This is a genomic window from Archangium minus (genome assembly GCF_044360475.1).
Lineage (GTDB): Bacteria > Myxococcota > Myxococcia > Myxococcales > Myxococcaceae > Archangium > Archangium minus.
The window spans coordinates 5,941,176-5,963,192 of record NZ_CP043494.1 but is presented as its reverse complement, the minus strand read 5'-3'; the positions used below and the strand labels follow the sequence as shown (position 1 = coordinate 5,963,192).

At 70.3% G+C, this 22,017-nt stretch carries 4 protein-coding genes; all 4 read right to left on the bottom strand.

Going from position 1 to position 22,017, the window contains the following annotated elements:
* From F0U60_RS24310 to F0U60_RS24295, 4 genes are read right to left on the bottom strand one after another with little or no spacing between them, the layout of a single operon-like run.
* Window positions 1–4,653: a type I polyketide synthase gene (locus F0U60_RS24310; RefSeq protein ID WP_395823783.1), complete on the bottom strand. Its 4,653-nt coding sequence runs from the start codon at window positions 4,651–4,653 to the stop codon at window positions 1–3.
* A 9-nt stretch (window positions 4,654–4,662) separates the two neighbouring features.
* Window positions 4,663–11,160 (bottom strand): SDR family NAD(P)-dependent oxidoreductase, encoded by a 6,498-nt coding sequence (locus F0U60_RS24305; RefSeq protein ID WP_395823781.1) that lies wholly within the window; start codon window positions 11,158–11,160, stop codon window positions 4,663–4,665.
* 37 nt (window positions 11,161–11,197) lie between these two features.
* Complete coding sequence (locus F0U60_RS24300; RefSeq protein ID WP_395823779.1) at window positions 11,198–15,409, bottom strand: amino acid adenylation domain-containing protein; 4,212 nt, start codon at window positions 15,407–15,409, stop codon at window positions 11,198–11,200.
* A complete protein-coding gene (locus tag F0U60_RS24295) occupies window positions 15,406–22,008 on the bottom strand; it encodes an SDR family NAD(P)-dependent oxidoreductase (protein WP_395823777.1) in 6,603 nt (2,200 codons plus the stop codon). Before F0U60_RS24295 ends, F0U60_RS24300 begins: the two co-directional genes overlap by 4 nt.
* Window positions 22,009–22,017: the final 9 nt, after the last annotated feature.

Below are 22,017 nucleotides of genomic sequence, written 5' to 3'. Positions count from 1 at the left end.
TCACTCCTCGAGGAGCTGGTTGGCGAGTTCCGCCAGCTCGGACGAGACCTCGTCGTCGGACAGGCCCTCCACCTCGGCGAGGAGGGCGGCGTCCCGAGCCACCTCCTCGGCGGGCGTGGCGGCGGGTTGTGGCTCCGGAGCCAGCAGTGCGGCCAGATGCCGGGAGAGGGACTCCACGGTCGGGTAGTTGAAAACGAGCGTGGCTGGCAGTGTGCGGCCGAGCGAGGCCTGGAGCCGCTTACGCAGCTCGATGGCCATGAGCGAGTCCATGCCCATCTCGAAGAAGCCCTGCCGGGGCTGAGGCGCGCGCGATGCGTCCAGACCGAGCACCGTGGACACCTCCGTGCGCACGTGCGTGGCCAGCAGTTCCTCGCGCTCGGCTGCTGCGGCGGCCATCAGCCCCTGGAGCAACACCGAGGGCCCGGCCTCCTTCGCCGAGGCCTCCCCGGAGGACCTCGAACCGCCTGCGAGCTCGGACAACAGCGGGGGCACGGAAGGCATCGTGCCGAGGAACACCGGCCAGTTGATGGGGAACACCCCCACCTCCGCGGCCTCGGACGCGAGCCACCGGCCCAACGCCTTCACGCCCTGCTCGGGTGACAAGGGCGACACGCCCATCGAGGTCCACCGGCCCGCCGCGGTCCGCTCGGCCATGCCACCTTCGGACCACGGACCCCAGTGAATGCTCAGCGCCGGTTGTCCGAGCGCCCGCCGGTGATGTGCCAGCGCGTCCAGGAAGGCGTTGGCCGCCGCGTAGTTGCCCTGCCCCGGACCTCCCAGCAACGACACGCTCGACGAGAAGAGGACGAAGAAGTCCAGCGACAGGCCCGTCGTCAGCGCGTGAAGGTTCCAAGCCCCCGCCACCTTGGGCGCCATCACGCGAGCCAGCCGCTCCGGGTCCAGGCGCAGCAGGATGCCGTCATCCAGGGCACCCGCGGAGTGAACGATGCCCTTCAGCGGAGGCATTCCCGTCCGAATCCGCTCCAGCACCCGCTCCACGTCCGCGCGCACTGAGACGTCGCCAGCCACCACCTCCACCCGAGCACCCGCGGACTCCAGTGAGCGCAGGGCCGCCTGGGCCTCGACCGTGGCGCCACGACGCCCCATCAGCACCAGGTGTCGGGCACCCCGAGTCACCAGCCACCGCGCCACGTGCAGGCCGATGGCTCCCAGTCCACCCGTGACGAGGTACGTGGCGTCCGCCTTCGGAGCCAGCTCCTTCGCCGGAGCCTCCGCGGTGGGAACAAGGCGAGCCGCGAGCCGCTGTCCACGCAGCGCCACCTGCTCCTCTCCATCTGGCTCCAACAGCTCCGCCGCGAGCCGCTCCTCCTCCCCGGCGGGCGAGGACGGATCGAGATCGATCAATCCACCCCACACCTCCGGCTGCTCCAGTGCGAGGACCCGGCCCAGGCCCCACAGCGGCGCCTGAGCCACGGAAGGAGCCTCGGACTTCCCGGTAGCCTGCGCTCCACGCGTCACCAGCCACAGCCGAGGAGGCGTCCCCTGCGCCGCCGCCTCCATCGCTTGGAGGATCGTGATGACACTGCCGCAGCCCACCGTCCGGGCCTGCTCCAGCACCGAGGCATCCTCGGAAGTGGGCGCCGAAAGATCCAGGCTCCACAGGTGCACGATGCCGCGCACCGGTCCACCCGCGAGCACCTCGCGCACGAGCCGCCGCACGCCCTCCGAGTCCGCGCTCACGCTCCCCAGCGGGGCCCGCACCACCTTGCCGCCGCGCGCCTCCAGCAGTGACGCCAGCCGCTCGCCCACGCCTCGCGCATCCGTCAGGACCAACCACCGACCCTCGGCCCTCGCACCCGAGACCTGTCGCTCGCGAGGACGCCACTCCAGCGAGTGGAAGCCCTCATCGCGGGCCTCGGGCTCTCTGGCCGTGCCGTCCACGGTCGGGCGTCTCACGCCATCGAGCCAGTAGCGCTGCCGCTGGAAGGGGTACGTCGGCACCGGCACCCGGCGCCTCGGACCCTGGTTGAAGACCACCGGGTCGATGCCCACTCCGCGCGTGTACAGCGTGCCCACCGCCGCGAGCACCTGCCGCACGTCGTCACGCCCCTTGCGCAACGACGGCACCCAGGCGGAAGCGTCCTCGGGCACACAGCGCTGACCCAGGCCCAGCAGCGTCGGAGAGGGACCCACCTCCACGAAGAGGCGCACCCCACGCGCGTGCAGCGCCCGCATTCCCGCCTCGAAGCGCACGGGCTCGCGCGCATGTCGGCGCCAGTACGCGGCCGACACAGACCGCTGCGTATCGCCCGTGAGATTGGAGATGAGCTCGAGCTTCGGAGCTTGATACGAGAACCGCGCCGCGAAGCCCTCGAAGGCATCCATCGCGGGATCCATCAGCGCCGAGTGGAAGGCGTGCGAGACCGGCAGCTCGCGGGTCTTCACGCCCTCGGACTGGAGACGTTCCAGCAGCGCCAGCACTGCCTCACGCCGGCCGGACACGGTGGTGTCCGTGGGTCCGTTGATGGCGGCGATGGAGACCTCCGAGCCCGTGCCCAACATCGCGGCCACGCGCTCCGGCTCCGCGAAGACGGCGGCCATGGCCCCGCCCCTCGGGAGCGACTGCATCAGCCTCGCGCGCTCGGCGGTCAGCTTCAACCCGTCCTCCAGGCTGAGCACCCCCGCCACGCAGGCCGCGGCCAGCTCACCCACGCTGTGCCCCATCACCACCCGAGGCACCACGCCCCACGAGCGCCACAGCTCAGTCAGCGCGTACTCCAGCGCGAACAGCGCCGGCTGCGTGTATTGAGTCTCGTCCAGCAGCGCGGCCTCGGGGCTCCCCTCCTTCGCGTGCATCACGGAGAGCAGGGGCCGCTCCAGCAACGGGCGCAGCACCTCAGCACACCGGTCCAGTGCCTGACGGAACACAGGCTGCGACTCGTACAGGCCGCGCCCCATGCCCACGTACTGACTGCCCTGGCCCGTGAAGAGGAATGCCACCGCGGGCGCGCCGCCCTCCTCCACCTGTCCCCGGCTCAGCCCCACGGCCTCGCCACCCTCCGCGAGCGCGGTGAGGCTCTCGCGCAACTCCGCGACGGTGGCGCCCACCACGGCAGCACGGTGCTCGAAGTGCGCCCGGCCCGTGTACGCGCTGAAGCACACGTCCGCCACGGACGGCTCGGGAGCGCGCGCGAGGTGCTCCGCGTACCGGCCCGCCAGTGCTCGCAGCGACTCCGGACGCCGGGCCGACAGGGTGAGCACGTGAGTGGGACGCTCGACACCGGTCGCCGCGGGCTGCGGCAACACCGGGGCCTCCTCCAGCACAACGTGCGCGTTGGTGCCCCCGAAACCAAACGAGCTCACCGCCGCGAGGCGCCGCCCCACCGGGCCCGGCTCCCACGCTCTCGGCGCGGTGGGGATGTAGAAGGACGAGCCCGCCAGCGGGACATTCGGGTTCAGCTCACGGAAGTGCAGGTGCGGAGGGATCGTCTGGTGCCGCAGGCTGAGCACCGTCTTGATGAACCCCGCGATGCCAGCCGCCGCCTCCAGGTGGCCGATGTTCGTCTTCACCGAGCCCAGCGCGCACGTCGCCTCGGACCGCGTGCCGCCGTACACCTGCCGGAGCGCGTCCACCTCGATGGGGTCTCCCAGCGAGGTGCCAGTGCCATGGGCCTCGATGAGGGACACCTCCTCGGGTCGCACCTGGGCATTGGCCAAGGCCTGACGGAGCAGCGCCTGCTGCGCGAGCAGGTTGGGCGCGGTCAGCCCGTTGCTGCGTCCATCCTGGTTCACCGCCGAGCCACGGATGACGGCGAGGATGCGGTCCTTGTCCGTCAGCGCATCGGAGAGCAGCTTGAGCACCACCACGCCGCAGCCCTCGCCGCGCACGTAGCCATCCGCCCGGGCGTCGAACGTCTTGCAGCGCCCGTCCGCCGAGAGCATCCGCGACCGGCACAGGGCGACGGTGATCTCCGGGGACAGCATCACGTTCACGCCGCCCGCGAGGGCCACGCGGCACTCGCCACTGCGCAGGCTCTGCACCGCCGAGTGCACGGCCACCAGTGACGACGAGCACGCGGTGTCCAGCGCCATGCTGGGGCCACGCAGGTCCAACAGATACGAGAGCCGGTTGGCGACGATGCAGTTGGCCGAGCCGGAGCCGGCATAGGCGCTGAGCTGGCGCGGGTCCGCGAACTGGAGGCTCGAGTAGTCATTGAGGCTGACGCCCACGAAGACGCCCGTGGCGCTCCCGGCGAGCGAGGGCGCCGGCATGCCTGCGTCCTCCAGAGCCTCCCAGGCCACCTCCAGCAGCAGGCGCTGCTGCGGGTCCATGTGCTGGGCCTCGCGCGGCGAGATGCCGAAGAACTCGGGATCGAAGCGATCCACCTGGTCCAGGAAGCCGCCCCAGCGCGTGTACATGCGGCCGGGCGTCTCCGGATCCGGATCAAACCAGGCGTCGATGTCCCAGCGATCGCGAGGCACCTCAACGATGGCATCGCGGCCCTCGGACAGCAGGCGCCAGAAGTCCTCGGGCGAGCCGGCGCCGCCGGGCAGGCGGCAGCCGAGCCCCACCACGGCGACGGGCTCGGAGCGCAGCAGCTCCACGCCTTCGATCTTCGAGCGCATCTGACGCGCCAGCAGCGCGAGCTTGACGGCGGAGAGGGATTCCCTGGGAGGGGTGGATTGGCTCATGGGTCGGCTTCAGCCCTGACCGGCGAGCAGCGCCTGGAGGGCATCGTCCTCGGAGAGTGTGGAGACCTCGCGCATCGCCTCGTCGAGGGCGCCCCGATCCTTCTGCTCCTGGGGCGCGGCCTCGGCGGCCGGGGCGAGCGGCACCTGCATGCGGACCGCCAGATGGGGCGCGAGCGCGGCGATCGTCGGGTAGCCCCAGACGACCGTCACGGACAGGGTGAGGCCCAGGCTCTCCTCCAAGCGGTTGCGCAGCGCGAGCGCCATGAGGGAGTCCAGACCCAGGGTGTTGAACGGTGTCTGCCGGTCGATCCGCGATGGATCCAACCGGAGCACGCGGGCGATCTGCTCGCGCAGGTGGGACTCGAGCAGGGGCAGACGCGCAGGAGGCTCGGCGGCGAGCAGCGCCGCACGGAAGGCGCCGGCTTGGGCTCCAGCGGAGGCACCCTGCTCCGCCACCAGCTCGGCGAGCAGCGGTGAGGCGGCAGCGCGTGGGAAGGACTGAATCCAACGCCGCAGGTGGAAGGGCATCACCACTGGCCTCGGAGCCCCACCGAGCAGAGTGCGCAGGAAGGCCTCGGCACCGGCCTCGGGAGGGATGCTGGACATGCCGTGCGAGGCCGCTCGGGCACCGCGGTTCTCCTGCGCAGCGGCGAGGCCCACCTCGGCCCACGGGCCCCAGTTGATGCTCTGTCCTGGCAGCCCACGGGAACGCCGCTCGGAGACGAGCGTGTCCAGGAAGGCGTTGGCCGCCGCGTAGTTGGCCTGGCCCGGAGAGCCCAGCACCGACACCACCGAGGAGAGCATCACGAAGAAGTCCAGCGGCTCGTTCCGGGTGAGCCGGTGCAGGTTCCACGCACCGTCCACCTTGGGCGCCAGGGCCGTGCGGAAGCGCTCCGGCGTCTGCTGGAGCACAACGCCGTCATCCAGCACCACCGCGCCATGGAGGATGCCTCGCAGAGGAGGCAGCTCCGCTCGGATGCGAGCCAGGGCCTCGCCAAGCTGCGCGGCATCCGCCACGTCCGCGCGCAGCACGAGCACCCGCGCCCCCGCCGCTTCCATCGAGGCCACCGCCTCACGCGCCGCCGGAGTGGTGGCTCCCCCGCGCCCCAGCAGGGCCAGGTGCTTCGCGCCGCGGGCCACCAGCGCTCGGGCCAGCACCGAACCCACGCCGCCCAAGCCACCGGTAATGAGGTAGCTGGCATCCGGCCGGATCCGCACGGCCTCGGCAGGAGGGGCGATCCGCACGTCTGGCACGTCCAGCGACAACACCAGCTTGCCGATGTGCTTTGCCTGCGCCATGCGCCGGAAGGCCTCGGCGGCCTCGGTGATGGGCAGACACGTCACCGGCAGCGGCTCCAGCTCGCGTCGCGCGAAGCGCTCCATCACCTCGCGCAGCAGTCCGGAGAAGCGCTCGGGACGGTCCAACGCCATCCGAGACAGATCGATGGCGTGGTAGGCGAGGTTGCGCCGGAAGGGCAGCAACCCCACCCGCGAGTTCTCGTAGATGGGGCGCTTGCCGATCTCCAGAAAGCGGCCATAGGGCGCGAGTGACTCCAAGCCCTTCTGGATGGCCGCGCCCGCGAGCGAGTTGAGCACCACGTCCACGCCCGCGCCGCCCGTGAGGCCTTGAATCTCCTCGGCGAAGGCGAGCGAGCGCGAGTCCATCACGTGCCGGATGCCCAGCGAGCGTAGGTACGCGCGCTTCTCCTCGCTGCCCGCGGTGGCGAAGACCTCGGCGCCGGCCCGCTGAGCAATCCGTACCGCGGCGAGACCCGTACCACCGGAAGCCGCGTGGATGAGCACCCGCTCACCTGGCTCGACGTGGCCTAGACGGTGAAGCGCGTAGTGCGCCGTCATGAAGGCCACGGGCAACCCCGCGGCCTCTTCGAAGGACAGGTGCGCTGGCTTGCGCACCGCGAAAGCCGCGAGCGTCGTCACGTGCGTGCCGAAACAGTGGCTCGCGATGGCGACAACCTCGTCCCCTGGCTTCAGAGCCGAGACACCCTCGCCCACCGACACCACCACGCCCGCGCACTCGCCACCGAGCCTCGGAGACTCACCCGGCGCAGCACCCGGGAGCGCCCCGAGCGCCGACAGCACGTCCAGGAAGTTGAGGCTGGCCGCTCGGACCCGGATCTCCACCTCGCCGGGACCGGGCTCACGGCGCTGCACCTCGCGCAGCACGAGGCTGTCCAGCACGCCTGGGCTCGCCACCTCCAACCGGTACGGACGATCCCCCGCCGGGCGCTGGGCCTCGGAGGAAGAAGAGACCTCCGCCGAGCCACGAACGAGCCGAGCCGCATAACGTGCCTCGCCCCGAAGGGCGACCTGGTCCTCCTTGTCGGCGGAGCGAAGCTCCTCGGCCAGGATGGCAGCGTCACGCGCGTCGGGCACCGGCGCCAGATCCACGGCTGTGCAGCGCAGCTCCGGATGCTCATGGGCCACGGAGCGAGCCAGACCCCACAGCGGAGCCTGCACGGGAGACAGCGGCGCCCGCTCAGACTCCAGCACCGCCTGGGCTCCGCGCGTCACCAACCACACGCGCGGCGCATCACGCCAGCCCGCCTGGAGCACCGCCTGGACGAGGTGCAGCGCGCCCACCGTCCCCACCGCCTCGACGGCCGGGAGCACCTCCGGACCCGCGTCCTCGGGCAGCTCGGCGCCGAGTGCCCACAGGTTCACCACGCCAGCCGGGGCCTCGTTCCCGAAGGCCTCGGTGAAGAGCTGACGGAACGACTCCTTGCGCGCCGGATCCAACCGGTAGCGCTCCGGTCCGATCCGCTCATGCCCGGAGGCGAGCCCCGGCGCCGCCTGCACGAGCACCGCACGGGCCCCGAGCATCGGAGCCAGCTGCTCGGCGAGTCCGTGGGGATCCGCCAGGAACAACCACGCGCCGCGAGGCTCCACGACAGTCGCGGCCGGACGCGACACGGGCCGCCAGGCGAGCGAATAGAACCATGAGTCCACGTCATTGCCCTGGCTCCCGGTCTCGAGCCGCCGAGCCCGAAGGCCGAGGATCTCGATGACAGCGCGCCCCTGCTCGTCGAGGAGGAGGATGTCTCCCTCGAGCTCGTCAGCAGACTGCGAGGTCCGCAGCGTGGCGTGGCTGTAGAGCGGCCCCGAGGGTGAGGCATGGAGGCGCAGTCGCTCGATGCCGACGGGGAGGAACGTGTCCGAGGTCTGGCCCGAATCGCCGCGAGGCGCGGCTGCCGCGAGGACCTGGAGGCCCGCGTCCAACAGCGCGGGGTGGGCCCGATAGGAGGAAGCCTCCGGAGCGAGGGTGGCGGAGAGCTGAACGCGGGCCAGCGCCTCGCCATCCCGCCGCCACAGCCGCGTGATGCCCTGGAAGGACGGGCCGTACTCGAGCCCACGCGCACGCAGGGCCTCGTAGTGCGCGCCCACCGGGACCTCAGCGCAGCGGCTGACGATGGAGTCGATCAGCTCCACCACCTCGGCGCTCCGGCCACGCCGCAGCGAGCCCTCGGCATGGAGGATCCACGGGCTGCCGTCGGCCTGCCCCCGGCTGTGCACCGAGAAGGAAGCCACATCATCCGCGTCCCGAGAGACGGAGACCTGGAGTCGCACCGAGCCTTCGGGCAGGGCAAGCGCCTTCTTGAACTCGACCTTCTCCAGGACGAGGCCCCCGGCACCGAGCACCTCCGCGGCAGCAGCGAGCCCCATCTCCAGGTACGCGGTACCCGGAACCACCACCGTCCCGTCCACCTTGTGGTCATCGAGATACAACAACGCGCGGACGTCGAGCTCTCCCTCCCAGATCGACGAGCGGGCATCCGCCGCGAGCTCCAGCCGATGCTGCAACAGAGGATGCGCGCCACTCGCGAGGCGGGCCATTCGCCGGGGCTGCTCGGCGCTCGGCTCGATCCAGTAGCGTTGGCGCTGCCAGGGGTAGGTGGGCAGGGCCACGAACCAGCCGCCCTGGGGATGCTGCTTCGTCCAGTCCACCTCGTGGCCCGCCGCGTACAGCGCGCCCAGCGAGTCCAGCAGCGCCGCCCGCTCCGGCTCTCCACGACGCAGCGACGGCAGCGCGATCACACCGCCCTCGGCGCTGCCTTCCACCTCATTCTTGAGGATGGGGTGCGGGCTCATCTCCACGAAGAGTCCGTGTCCCTCCTCCTTCAGCTTCTTCACCACCTCCGCGAAGCGCACCCGCTCCCGGAGATTCCTCACCCAGTAGCCCGCGTCGAAGTCGGCCCCATTGCCCGCCTTCATGCTCACCGTCGAGTAGATGGGCACGGAGCCGGCCTTGGGCCTCACGCTGCCCAGCACCCGCATCAACTCTGGCTTCAGCGCCTCCATCTGCCCTGAGTGCGAGGCGTAATCCACCTTCACCCACCGGCAGAACTTCCCCTCCCCCTCCAGCTCCTTGAGCACCTCCCCCACCGCCTCCTTCTCTCCCGCCAACACCGTGCTTCTCGGCCCGTTGCTCGCCGCCACGGAGACTCGCCCACCCTTGCTCGCTATCCGCTTCTCCGCCTCCTCCGCCCCCAGCTCCACCACCGCCATCCCGCCCTTGCCACTCGTGCTCGCCACCAGCCGACTGCGCTCGCAGATGACCCGCGCCGCGTCCTCCAGGCTCAGCGCCCCGGCCACATGTGCCGCCGCCACCTCTCCCATGCTGTGGCCCACCACCGCGTCCGGCTCTACTCCCCAGCTCCTCCACAGCGCCGCCAGCGCTACCTCCACCGCGAACAGCGCCGGCTGGATGACCTCCACCTTCTCCAGCCCCTGCCCCTTCTCCAGCACCTCCTTCAGGCTCCACTTCACGTGCCGCTTCAACGCCGCGTCGCACGCCTCTATCGCCTGCCGGAATACCGCCTCCTTCCCCATCAGCTCCCGGCCCATTCCCTCCCACTGCGAGCCCTGGCCCGGGAACACGAACACCACCTTGCCCCGCCTTCCCTCCTCCACCTTCCCCGCCGTCAGCCCGGGTCGCTCCTCTCCCCTCAGCCACGCCCTCAGCTTCTCCGTCCACTCCTCTCGGCTCGCTCCCACCACCGCCAGCCGCTGCTCGTGGTGCGCTCGCCGCACCGCCGCCGTGTACCCCGCCTCCTCCACTCCCGGCGCGCCCTGCTCCTCCAGCGCCTTCACGTACTCGCCCGCCAGCGCCTTCAGCGCCTCCTCGCTCTTCGCTGACAGCGGCAGCACCACCTCTCGCGCTACCTGCGCCCTCACCGGCGCCTTGCGCTCCGGCGCCTCCTCCAGCACCACGTGCGCGTTCGTGCCACCGATGCCGAACGAGCTCACTCCGGCTCGACGTGGCGTGGCACCTCTCTTCCACTCCGCGAGCCGCGTGTTCACGAAGAAGGGGCTGTTGTCGAAGTCGATCTGCGGATTGGGCTTCGCGAAGTTCAGGCTCGGGGGAAGCTGCCGGTGCTCCAACGCGAGCACCGTCTTGATGAGCCCCGCGATGCCCGCCGCCGCCTCCAGGTGACCGATGCTGGCCTTCACCGCCCCGAGCGCACAGAAGCGCTTCGCTTTCGTCGCGTTCCCGAAGATCTCGGACAGCGCGTCCACTTCAATCGGGTCGCCCAGCGGTGTGCCCGTGCCGTGCGCCTCGATGTAACCAATCGTCTCCGGAGCCACCTGGGCCACGCCAAGGGCCGCGGAGATGACCTCCACCTGGCCATCAATGCCCGGCGCGGTAAACCCCGCCTTGCGCGAGCCATCGTTGTTGATGGCCGAGCCCTTGATGACCGCGTGAATCCGATCGCCATCGGCAAGCGCATCTTCCAGCTTCTTCAGCACCACCACGCCCGCGCCACTGCCAAACACCGTGCCCTTCGCATCGGCGTCGAAGGGCCGGCAGTGCCCATCGGGGGAGAAGAGGCCACCCTCCTGGTACACGTACCCCGCGTGGTGCGGCAGACGGACAGTGACGCCGCCGGCCAGCGCGAGCTCGCACTCGCCATCGAGCAGCGCCTGACAGGCCAGGTGCACGGCCACCAGCGACGTGGAGCACGCCGTCTGCACGGTGAGCACGGGCCCGCGGAGGTCCAGCTTGTAGGCCACCTGCGTGGCCAGGTAGTCCTTGTCATTGCCGAGGAGCGTCTGGAGGTTCTCCACGGACATCGTCAGGTCCCGCTCACCGGCGAGGTTGCCGAGCAGGTACGTGCTGATGCTCGCGCCGGCGTAGAGGCCGATGGAGCCCGGGAAGCGCCTCGGGTCGTAGCCCGCGCGCTCCAGAGCCTCCCAGGTGCACTCCAGGAACAGCCGCTGCTGCGGATCCAACTGCTCGGCCTCGCGAGGGTTGAAGCCGAAGAAGCCCGCGTCGAAGCGGTCCACGTCCTCGAGCACCGGCGCGGCACGCACGTAGCGCGGGTTCGAGCGCAGCGCCGGGTTCACGCCCGAGGCAGCCAGCTCCTCCTCGGTGAAATGGCGGATGGACTCCACCCCGTCGCGCAGGTTGCGCCAGAACTGCTCCAGGTCCTTCGCGCCGGGGAAGCGGCCCGCCATGCCGATGATGGCGATGTCCATGTTGCTGCTCATCTCTTCGTCCGTCCTTGCCGTTCCGTGCTGCGGGATTTCAGCCCTGCCTGCGGCTGCGCGACGCGAGTCGTGCCTCGGCCCGATTCCGCCCCTTCTGCGTCACCGACTCCCCCTGGGGCGCTTGACCCAGGTGGGCCGCCAGCGCGCGGATGGAGGGATAGCGGAAGGCATCCGTCACCTTGATGTCCATCCCGAGCGCCTGCCTCAGCTTGCCGTGGATCTGCACCACGTGCCGCGAGTTAGCGCCCAGGTCGAAGAAGTTCCGCGTGACGCTCACCTGCTCCAGTCCGAGCACCTGCTGGACGATCTCCGCCAGCACGCTCTCGAGGTTGCCCGTGGGGGCCTCGTAGACCTCCTCGACGGTCGAGACCACCGCCTCGGCCAGCAGCGCCTTGCGATCCACCTTGCCGTTGGGCGTGAGGGGCAGCGCGTCCTTGAGCACGAGCCGCGGCACCATGTGTCCAGGCAGCCGGGCACGCAGGAAGTCCCGCAGCTCCTCCGCGAGCGAGCGAGGCGCACCGCCCCCCTCCTCCGCCGGAGGCTTCAGCACGTTGGACACCTCCACGCCACCGCCGAGGAGCGAGTGCACCAGCACGTCCTCCGCACCCAGGCCGAGCCGGTTCCGGACGGCCTCTGCGTCCACCAGGCCCAGACCACACAGGCCGATGCCGCACGAGGCAGACTCCGTCATCAGGAGCTGGCCCATGTAGCCGGCCTCCAGCAGACAGAAGTCCTTCGCCATCGGACCGTACATGGGGGCGATGGCCTCCAGGTGGCCCACCAGGAAGACGGTGAACGCGGCCTGGGCCGCCATCGCCTTGTTCGCGGGCGCGTGGATCTCCTGCCCCAGCGCCTCTCCGGACACGCGGACGAGTCGATGCTGCACCGGGTGGTGGTAGTAGACGCCGCCCGGCAGTCCCTCGACGCGACCCGGCTCCACGGACACGTAGAGCCGCACCGGATACAGGCCGCCCGCCGACGGGTAACGGTACTTGGACAGCCCTCCGGCCTCGATGGACACCAGGCTCTGCAACAGCCGCCCGAGCTGCTCCACCGTCACTGGCTTCGGGAACTCGCGGTGGCTGCGGCGCAGCGCGTAGAGCGACTCGTCGATGGCTGGCGGAGGCAGCTCCACCACCTCCTCGCCCGGCTCCACCTTCCGCACGCCACGCTTCGCCAGCTTGAACTCGAGCCGCTGCACGGGATCCGTCAACATGCTCGGGCCCATGCCGCCGCCCTGGGCCGGATCGAGCGCCGCGGGCGTCTCCGCCTTCTCCGGCTCCTTCGGCTGCTCGTCGGCGACGACATACGCCACCAGGTGCTTCTTGCCCTGCTCCCCGCCCGCGACCAACGCAATGGCGTTGCGCACACGTGGGTGCTGGGTGAGCGTGGTCTCGATCTCCCCCAGCTCAATGCGCTGGCCGTTGATCTTCACCTGGAAGTCCACGCGGCCGAGGAACTCGATGTTCCCATCCGGCAGCCAGCGGCCCAGGTCTCCGCTCTTGTAGAGGCGCTCACCGGTGCGCGGGTGGGTGATGAAGCTGGCGCGCGTCTTCTCCGCGTCCCGCCAGTAGCCGCGAGCCAGTCCCACGCCGCCAATGTAGAGCTGTCCGGGCACCCACACCGGGCACGGCTCCAGCAACTCGTTGAGGACGTGGTAGCGCGCGTTCGCCAGCGGCTTGCCGTAGGGGATGCTCGGCCACGCCGGGTCCACGGCCCCCACCTCGTACCAGATGTCCCAGACAGTGGTCTCCGTGGGGCCGCCCGAGGCGATGATGCGCACCTCGGGCACCTTCGCGCGCAGGCGCTCCGGCAACGTCACCGGGATCCAGTCACCCGCGAGGATCACCTTGCGCAGCGCGCTCGGCACGGCCGCGTCAGGCGACTGCTCCAGATGATCCACCAGCATCTCCAGGAAGGCCGGCACCGAGTTCCAGAAGGTGACGCCCTCACGCGCCATCCACTCGGCCTGGTGCGACGGGTCCTTCACCTTGTCGGCGTCCGGGATGACAAGCGTGGCGCCCGCGGCCAGCACGCCGAAGAGATCGTAGACAGACAGGTCGTGGTGCAGCGCCGTGAGCCCGAGCGCCTTGTCCTCCGGACCCACCGAGAAGCGCGTGTTGATGTCGAGGATGCGGTTGACCACGCTCCGGTGCTCGATCATCACGCCTTTGGGCAGACCGGTGGAGCCCGAGGTGTAGAGCACATAGGCCAGGTCGTTGGAGCGCGGGAGCGCGGCAGGAGCCACAGGCTCGGGAACGGGACCGTCCTCCACGAGCAGACGCTGCACGCCCTCGGGCCACGAGAGCCGGGCGTCCAGCTGAGGTTGCGTGAGCACCAGACGCACCTCGCCCTGCTGGAGCAGATAGCGCAGACGCTCGGGCGGCACCTCCGGATCCACTGGCAAGTAGGGCGCGCCCGCCGAGTGGATGGCGTACACGGCGACCACCTGCTCCCAGCCCTTCTCCATCACCACCGCCACGGGCGCATCCGTGCGGGCACCGAGCGAGGCCAGACGCTGGCCCAGGTGGAAGGCCCGGCGGGTGAGCTCCTCATAGGTGAGCACCTTCGAGGAGGACACCACGGCGCGGTGTTGGGGCCGCAGTGCGGCCTGCTCGGCGAGGAGCTGGGGCAGTGACTTGTCCGGGATGGGCGCGGAGGTGGCGTTGAGGGCCTCGCGGGCGGAGAGCTGCTCGGACGGAGGCAGCACGCGCTGGGCTCGGAGCTCACTCCACGCCTCCTCGCGAGTGGCCAGCCGCAGCAGCAGCTCGTTCCACGCGGCAAACATGGCGTCCAGCATCCCCGGAGGGAAGAGCGCCTCCACCGCGTCCCAGTGGTAGACGAGCGCGCCCTCCTCCTCGAAGACCTGGTTGTCCAGCCACACCTGCGGCGTCTGCGTCAGGCTGAAGGCCACCTCGCCCAGCGCCTTCCACGAGGTGACGGGCGGGCGGTACCCCTGCGCGCCCAGGCTGAGCAAACTCGTGAAGACGACGGGCATGCCGCCCGCCTCCGTCCCGTTGTACCGAGCCAGCTCGCGCAGTACCTGTACGCCGCTCACGTAGCGGTGCTCCAGGTCCGTCCAGAGCTGCTCCTGCAGGCGCTGCACGCGCGAGACGAGCGGCTCCGACACCGAGCCATCCACCCCGAGGAGGATCATCGAGGTGAAGTCACCCAGCAGGGAGTTCACCTGCGGGTGCAGCGGCAGACGGTTGAAGAGGGTGACGTTGAGCGTCAGCCGGGGGTTGCGGCTCCAGGCGGCGAGCACCTCGGCATAGGCGGCCATCAGCACCGCGGACGGAGTGAGGCCGAGCGCGGTGCAGCGAGCCATCACCCGACTCCACAGCTCGGGAGACAGGCGGCCGTCGCGGCGGGTGAAGCGGGTGCTCCCGTGCGAGCCCGGTTTCTTCGCCAGCGGCAGCTCCGGCGCGGGAGGCAGCGCCTTCACGCGCTCGCGCCAGTAGTCCATCGAGCGCCGGTACAGCTCCGTCTCGTGCAGCGCCTGCTCCGCCAACACGTAGTCGCGGTAGGACAGCTCCAGTGGTGGCAGCGCCTTGTCCGGGTTCAGGTAGAGCTGGATCCAATCCTGGTTGAGCAGCAGCAGGCTTCCGCCGTCAACGTGGAGCAGATCCACGCTCACGTGCACGCGGATGCGATCGCCGTCCATCCGCGTGGCGCTCACCTCGAAGGTGGGCCACTGATCCGCCTGGAAGACCTGGTGCGACAGCCGCTCGCGGGCCTCCGCCAGCTCCGCCTCAACCTCGGACGCAGCCCGCCCACGCAGATCCTTCACGGCGATGGAGTACCGAGGCACCTCCGGGAGGATCTGCTGACGGCCGTCCGGCAGGATGACGGCGCGCAGCATGTCGTGCCGGGCAACGGCCGCGTTCCACGCGCGCTCCAGCCGCTCCAGGTCCAACCCCACGGCATCCAGCTCGGTGTAGAGGTGGATGGAGATGTCGCCCAGGTCGTACGCGGCGCTGCGGCCAATCCAGTAGGCCTGCTGAATGTCCGTGAGCGGGAAGGGCTCGTAGCGGTGGGCCGGATCCGGAACGAGCTGCGGGAGCTGGCGCTCGCCACCCCCTGCGCGAGCGCGCATGACGGCCAGGAGTTCCTCCTTGCCGCGGGCCAGCTCGTTGCGCAGTTCGGGCGTGAGGGCCCCCTTGGGCGCGCGTACGTCGATCTGCCCCTCGACAAGGGAGAGCTGGATGCCACGGCGAGCCAGCTCGGACAGCAACACCTGGATACTCATAGACGTACGATCTCCCACTCTCCGTCATCCGCGGCCGGGGTGGCGGCCGTGGGCACCAGGACGGCCTCGAGCGCGTCTCCGGTGGCGATGTGCTCCAGCAGCTCTCCGGCCAGCTCGGAGATGCTGGGGCCCTTCAGGAAACGAACCACGGGGAGCGATACCCCGAGGCTGGCCTCGACACGCTTCTTCAGCTCCATGGCCATGAGCGAGTCGAGCCCCATGCGATTGAGCGCCTGTCCCAGCGACAGCTTCTCGGGATCCATTCGAAGCGTGCGGGCCACCTGCTCCTGGAGGTGCGACTCGAGGAGCGAACGGCGCTCGGGCGGCGGCGCGGAGCGGAGGGTGCGCAGGATGGCGGCGGCATCGAGCCGGACACCGTCTGAATCTCCCTCTCCCTCCAGAAGCTCGGCCAACAGGGGACGGGACACGACCACCTGAGGGGAGCGCCGCAAGCGCGCGACGTTCAAGGACAGCACCATCACCTGCTCACGATCCTCTCGCAGCAGCCGCTCGAGGATCTCCATGCCTTGGGTGGGGCTGATGCTGTTCAGGCCGTACGACTCCAGACGGGCGCCCCGCTCGGGCCGTGCTGCGGCGAGACCCACCTCGGACCAGGGACCCCAGTTGATGCTCTGGGCCGGCAGCCCCCGAGACCGCCGGTACCAGGCCAGCGCATCAAGGAAGGCATTGGCGGCGGCGTAGTTGGACTGGGCCTCCGCACCGAGCACTGAAGCCGCCGAGGAGAAGAGAACGAAGAAGTCCAGGGGCAGGTCACTCGTCAGGGTGTGCAGGTTCCACGCCCCCTCCACCTTCGGTGCCATCACCCGGTGCAAGCGCTCGCGCTCGAGGTGCAGCATGATGCCGTCGTCCAACACCGCCGCACAGTGGAAGATGCCACGCAGCGGCGGTCCACTCCGAGAGATGTCCGCGAGGAGCACAGCCAGGGATTCTGGCTGGGTGACATCCGCCGAAGCCACCACGACCCGCGCCCCCGTCGCAGACAACCGGGCGAGTGTCTCCTGGGCCTGCTGCGATGTAGGCCGGCTGCGCCCCACCAGAACAAGCTGGCGTGCCCCCTGCTCCACGAGCCAGCGAGCGAGCACCAGCCCGAGCCCCCCCAGGCCGCCGGTGATGAGGTACGTGCCATCCGACCGGACAGCGGCGGCGAGCGGCGCGATGCGGACCTCGGGGGAGGCCTCCGGGCAGAGGACGATCTTCCCGATGTGTCGCGCCTGGGCCATGTGGTGGAAGGCCTCCTCCGCATGGGACAGCGGGAAGGCTCGCACCGGCGGAGACGAGAGCGTGCGGTCCGCGAACAGGGCCACGACCTGGCGCAGCAGCGAACCCGCGAGCGCGGGCCGCTCGCGCAGCATGCGCGCCAAATCGATGGCCGAGTACGTCAGGTTGCGCTGGAACGGGGCCAGGCCCAGCCGCCGGTCCTCGTAGATGTCCCGCTTGCCGATCTCCAGGAAGCGGCCGTAGGGCGCCAGCACCGAGAGACTCGTGGAGACGGCCTCGCCGCTGAGCGAGTTGAGCACCACGTCCACGCCCTGACCTCCCGTGAGGCCACGGATCTCCTCGGCGAAGGCCAGCGAGCGCGAATCCATCACGTGATGGAGACCCAGGAAGCGCAAGTACGCGCGCTTCTCCTCGCTGCCCGCAGTGGCGAAGATCTCCGCGCCCGCGAGCCGGGCCAGCGCCACGGCAGCGAGCCCCGTGCCACCCGAGGCCGAGTGGATGAGCACCCGCTCCCCGCGCTGCAACCGGCCCACGTGGTTCAGCGCGTAGTGAGCCGTCATGAAGGTGATGGGGATGCCCGCTGCCTCTTCGAAGGACAGGTGCGGCGGCTTGGGCGCCACGAAGGTCGCCAGCGTGGTGACGTGGGTGCTGAAGCTGAAGGGCGCCAGAGCGATGACCGCGTCCCCTGGGCGCACTTCGGTGACACCCTCGCCCACCGCCACCACCACGCCCGAGCACTCGCCACCCGGCTTCACCACCCCGTCCGGCTCCACATCCGGGCGCATGCCCAGCGCGGACAGCACGTCCAGGAAGTTGAGGCCCGCGGCACGCACCTCGATCTCCACCTCGCCCGCGCCCGGAGCACGGCGCACGATCTCTCGCAGCGTCAGGTTCTCCAGCAAGCCAGGTTGAGAGACCTCCAGCCGGTACGGGCGACCCGCCGCCGCGACCCGGGCACCCGCCGCGCCGGAACGAGGCTCGGATGCACGAACGAGCCGCGCCACCGATCGCTCCGTGCCCCGCAGGACCACCTGGGGCTCGGTGTCATCCGCGTCCAACTCGTCGAGCAGACTCGCGGCCTGGGTGGAGACTTCTCCCTCCGTGTCGAGATCCACCACGGAGCAGCGCCACTCAGGGCTCTCGAGCTCCAGGGTGCGAGCCATGCCCCACAGAGAGGATCCACCCGGGAGCACCGGCCTCGAGCCCACCGGCTGCGAGCCCCGGGTGACGAGCCACAACCGGGGTGCCTTGTTCCACCCCGCTCCAGCCAACGCCTGGGACAGGTGCAGCACGCTCGTGGGGTTGAGCATTTCGGACTCGCGCAGCCACGCCGCGCTGTCCAGGCCGGGCGAGGCCACATCGAGGCTCCACAGGTGCACCACCCCCACGGGCGGCTTCGCCCCGAAGGCCTCGGCCAGGAGCTGACGGAAGGAGGCGGGGTTCCTCGGATCGATCTTGTAGCGATCGGGCGATTCAAGGACGCAACCCTCCGCACCCGACGAGGCCGTCACCAGCACGGCACGCTCGCCCCGGGCCTGGAGCCGAATCGCGAGCCAGGCTCCAACGCCGCTGTGATCGGCGAGCACGAGCCAGCCCGACCTTCCGGCCTCGGCTGGACGCTCGGTGCGCACGGGGCGCGCGCGGGGCACCCAGCTCACCTCGTACAGCCAGTCCGCCAACGAGTCGCCGTTCTTCGTGGCGTCCAGCCGCTGTGCACGGATGCCGTGGATCTCCCCGACGAGCCGGCCCTCGGCGTCGTGGATGAGCACGTCGCCTACGAAGCCATTGCCATCCTCGGCGGGGCGCAAGGTGGCGTGGCTCCACAGCGCGCCCCGGGTCGGCGCGAGGATTCGGAAGGACGCCATGCCCACGGGCAGGTACGTCTCATCCTGACCCATGGCATCCGCAGGCACGGCGGCCGTCACCACCTGGAAGCAGGCGTCCAGCAGCGCGGGGTGGATGCGATAGGCGCCCGCGGTCTGCGCCACTGGCGCGGGAAGCTGGATGCGACCGAGCGCCTCTCCATCGCGGCGCCAGAGCGCCTCGACGCCCTGGAAGCCGGGGCCATAGTCGAGCCCGCGCGCCCTTGAGTCCTCGTAGTGCCGAGCCCCGGACACCTGCTCCGAGCAGCGAGCCCGCACCTGTGCCTCATCCAGGCCAGCGGCGTCCTTCGATTGCGCAGCCGCCAGGCGCAGCGTGCCCGAGGCGTGCAGCGTCCATGTGTGCTCGTCCGGCGAGGCACTGGACACCTGGAAGGACACGACCCCGCCCGGCTCCGGAGTGAGCGCGAGCTGCACGCGGCGCGTCCCTTCGTCCGGCAGGAAGAGGGCTCGGGAGAAGCGCACGCCTTCGACGCGTGGCGACTCAGCGCCAAAGCCCTCGATGGCGGCTGAGGTGGCCATCTCCAGGTATGCGGCCGCGGGCAGGATGATCGCGCCCTGCACACGGTGATCCGCGAGGAAGGGCAGCCGCTCCAGGCCGAGATCGAGCTCCCAGAAGCGAGTGCCCGGCCCCACCGACGCATGCAGCGAATCACCCAGCAGGGGGTGACGTGAGGTGGCCCGGCTGCGCGCGCTCCTGTTTCCACCCGCGTCGAGTCCCTCCAACCAGTGGCGCTGGCGCTGCCACGGGTAGTTGGGAAGAGCCACGAACCGGCCACCCTGGGGATGCTGCTTCGTCCAGTCCACCTCGTGGCCCGCCGCGTACAGCGCGCCCAGCGAGCCCAGCAGCGCCGCCTTCTCCGGCTCTCCGCGACGCAGCGACGGCAGCGCGATCACACCGCCCTCGGCGCTGCCTTCCACCTCATTCTTGAGGATGGGGTGCGGGCTCATCTCCACGAAGAGTCCGTGCCCCTCTTCCTTCAGCTTCTTCACCACCTCCGCGAAGCGCACCCGCTCCCGGAGATTCCTCACCCAGTAGCTCGCATCAAAGTCCGCGCCGTCTCCAGCGGTGACGGTCACCGTCGAGTAGATGGGCACGGTGCCCGCCTTGGGCCTCACGCTACCCAGCACCCGCATCAACTCCGGCTTGAGCGGCTCCATCTGCCCCGAGTGCGAGGCGTAATCCACCTTCACCCACCGGCAGAACTTCCCCTCCCCCTCCAGCTCCTTCAGTACCTCCCCCACCACCTCCTTCTCTCCCGCCAGCACCGTGCTTCTCGGCCCGTTGCTCGCCGCCACGGAGACTCGCCCACCCTTGCTGGCAACGCGCTTCTCCGCCTCCTCCGCCCCCAGCTCCACCACCGCCATCCCGCCCTTGCCACTCGTGCTCGCCACCAGCCGACTGCGCTCGCAGATGACCCGCGCCGCGTCCTCCAGGCTCAGCGCCCCGGCCACATGTGCCGCCGCCACCTCTCCCATGCTGTGGCCCACCACCGCGTCCGGCTCTACTCCCCAGCTCCTCCACAGCGCCGCCAGCGCCACCTCCACCGCGAACAGTGCCGGTTGGATGACCTCCACCTTCTCCAGCACCTGCCCCCTCTCCAGCACCTCCTTCAGGCTCCACTTCACGTGCCGCTTCAACGCCGCGTCGCACGCCTCTATCGCCTGCCGGAATACCGGCTCCTTCCCCATCAGCTCCCGGCCCATTCCCTCCCACTGCGAGCCCTGGCCCGGGAACACAAACACCACCTTGCCCCGCCTTCCCTCCTCCACCTTCCCCGCCGTCAGCCCGGGTCGCTCCTCCACCTTCCCCGCCGTCAGCCCGGGTCGCTCCTCTCCCCTCAGCCACGCCCTCAGCTTCTCCGTCCACTCCTCTCGGCTCGCTCCCACCACCGCCAGCCGCTGCTCATGGTGCGCTCGCCGCACCGCCGCCGTGTACCCCGCCTCCTCCACTCCCGGCGCGCCCTGCTCCTCCAGCGCCTTCACGTACTCGCCCGCCAGCGCCTTCAGCGCCTCCTCGCTCTTCGCTGACAGCGGCAGCACTACCTCTCGCGCCACCTGCGCCCTCACCGGCTCCTTGCGCTCCGGTGCCTCCTCCAGCACCACGTGCGCGTTGATGCCGCTCAGACCGAAGGAGCTGACGCCACCGATGCGCGTCTCTCCGGAAGGCACCTCCCACGCCGCGAGCTGCCTCGGGATGTCGATGGGCATCCGGTCCCAATCGATATACGGATTGGGATTCTTCAGGTGCAGGTGCGCGGGGAGCTGCTTGTGCCGCAACGAGAGCGCCAGCTTGATGAGCCCCGAGATGCCCGCGGCGCCCTCCAGGTGGCCGAAGTTCGTCTTCACCGAGCCCACCGTCAGCCGCCGCTCCGCGGGCCGCCCCTGCCCGAGCACCGCCCACATGGCGCGCAGCTCGATCGGATCTCCCAGCGACGTGCCGGTGCCATGGGCCTCCAGGTAGCTCACCTGGTGCGGTGCCACCTTGCCGTTGGCCAGCGCCCGACGAATGACGTCCTGCTGAGCCGCTCCGTTGGGAATGGTGAGACCACCGCTCGGCCCGTCGTGGTTGGTGGCCGTGCCTCGAATGACAGCGAGGATCTCATCCCCCGCGGCGATCGCATCCGACAGGCGCTTGAGCACCACCACGCCGCAGCCCTCGCCCCGCCCGTACCCGTCCGCCGAGGCATCGAACGTCTTGCACCGCCCGTCCTTCGCCAGCGCCTTGAGCTGGCACATGATGACGTTCGACTCGGGCGCGAGGATGAGGCTCACTCCGGCGGCGATGGCCAGGTTGCACTCGCCGCTGCGCAGGCTCCGCACCGCCAGATGCACGGCCACCAGGGACGAGGAGCACGCGGTGTCCACCACCATGCTCGGCCCTTGTAGCCCTAACAGGAACGACAGCCGCCCGGCGAGGAAGCTCCACGCATACCCGGTGCCAGTGTACGGATCGATCCGCGCCGGATCATCCATGCGCATCTGGAGCCGCGAGTAGTCGTTCCCCATCACGCCCACGAACACGCCCGTGGGGCTGTTCGCGAGCCGCGTGGGCACCTGCCCGGCGTTCTCCAGCGCCTCCCAGGCCACCTCCAGCAGCAGGCGCTGCTGCGGATCCATCGCCGCGGCCTCGCGGGGCGTAATCCCGAAGAAGCCCGCGTCGAAGCGATCCACCTGGTCCACGAAGCCGCCCTCGCGGACGTACATCTTCCCAGGCGCATCCGGGTTGGCGTCGTACCAGGCATCGAGGTCCCAGCGGTCCTTCGGCACCTCGCGCATGGCATCCACGCCGTCGCGCAGCAGCCGCCAGAAGCCGGCTGGGCCATTGGCTCCGCCGGGGAAGCGGCAACCCATACCAACGATGGCGATGGGCTCCGTCTTCTCGCGCTCGGCGGACTCCAGCTTGCCGCGCATCTTGTTGAGGGCGACGACGGCTTCGCGCAGGCGGGCGGTGGTGTCGTTCGTCTCGGGAGTGCTCATGGCGGTGGG

Bases quoted from the DNA above. Each gene is read 5' to 3' on its own strand.
- F0U60_RS24310 (WP_395823783.1), bottom strand. From the start codon at position 4,653: ATGAGCCAATCCACCCCTCCCAGGGAATCCCTCTCCGCCGTCAAGCTC.
- F0U60_RS24305 (WP_395823781.1), bottom strand. From the start codon at position 11,160: ATGAGCAGCAACATGGACATCGCCATCATCGGCATGGCGGGCCGCTTC.
- F0U60_RS24300 (WP_395823779.1), bottom strand. From the start codon at position 15,409: ATGAGTATCCAGGTGTTGCTGTCCGAGCTGGCTCGCCGTGGCATCCAG.
- F0U60_RS24295 (WP_395823777.1), bottom strand. From the start codon at position 22,008: ATGAGCACTCCCGAGACGAACGACACCACCGCCCGCCTGCGCGAAGCC.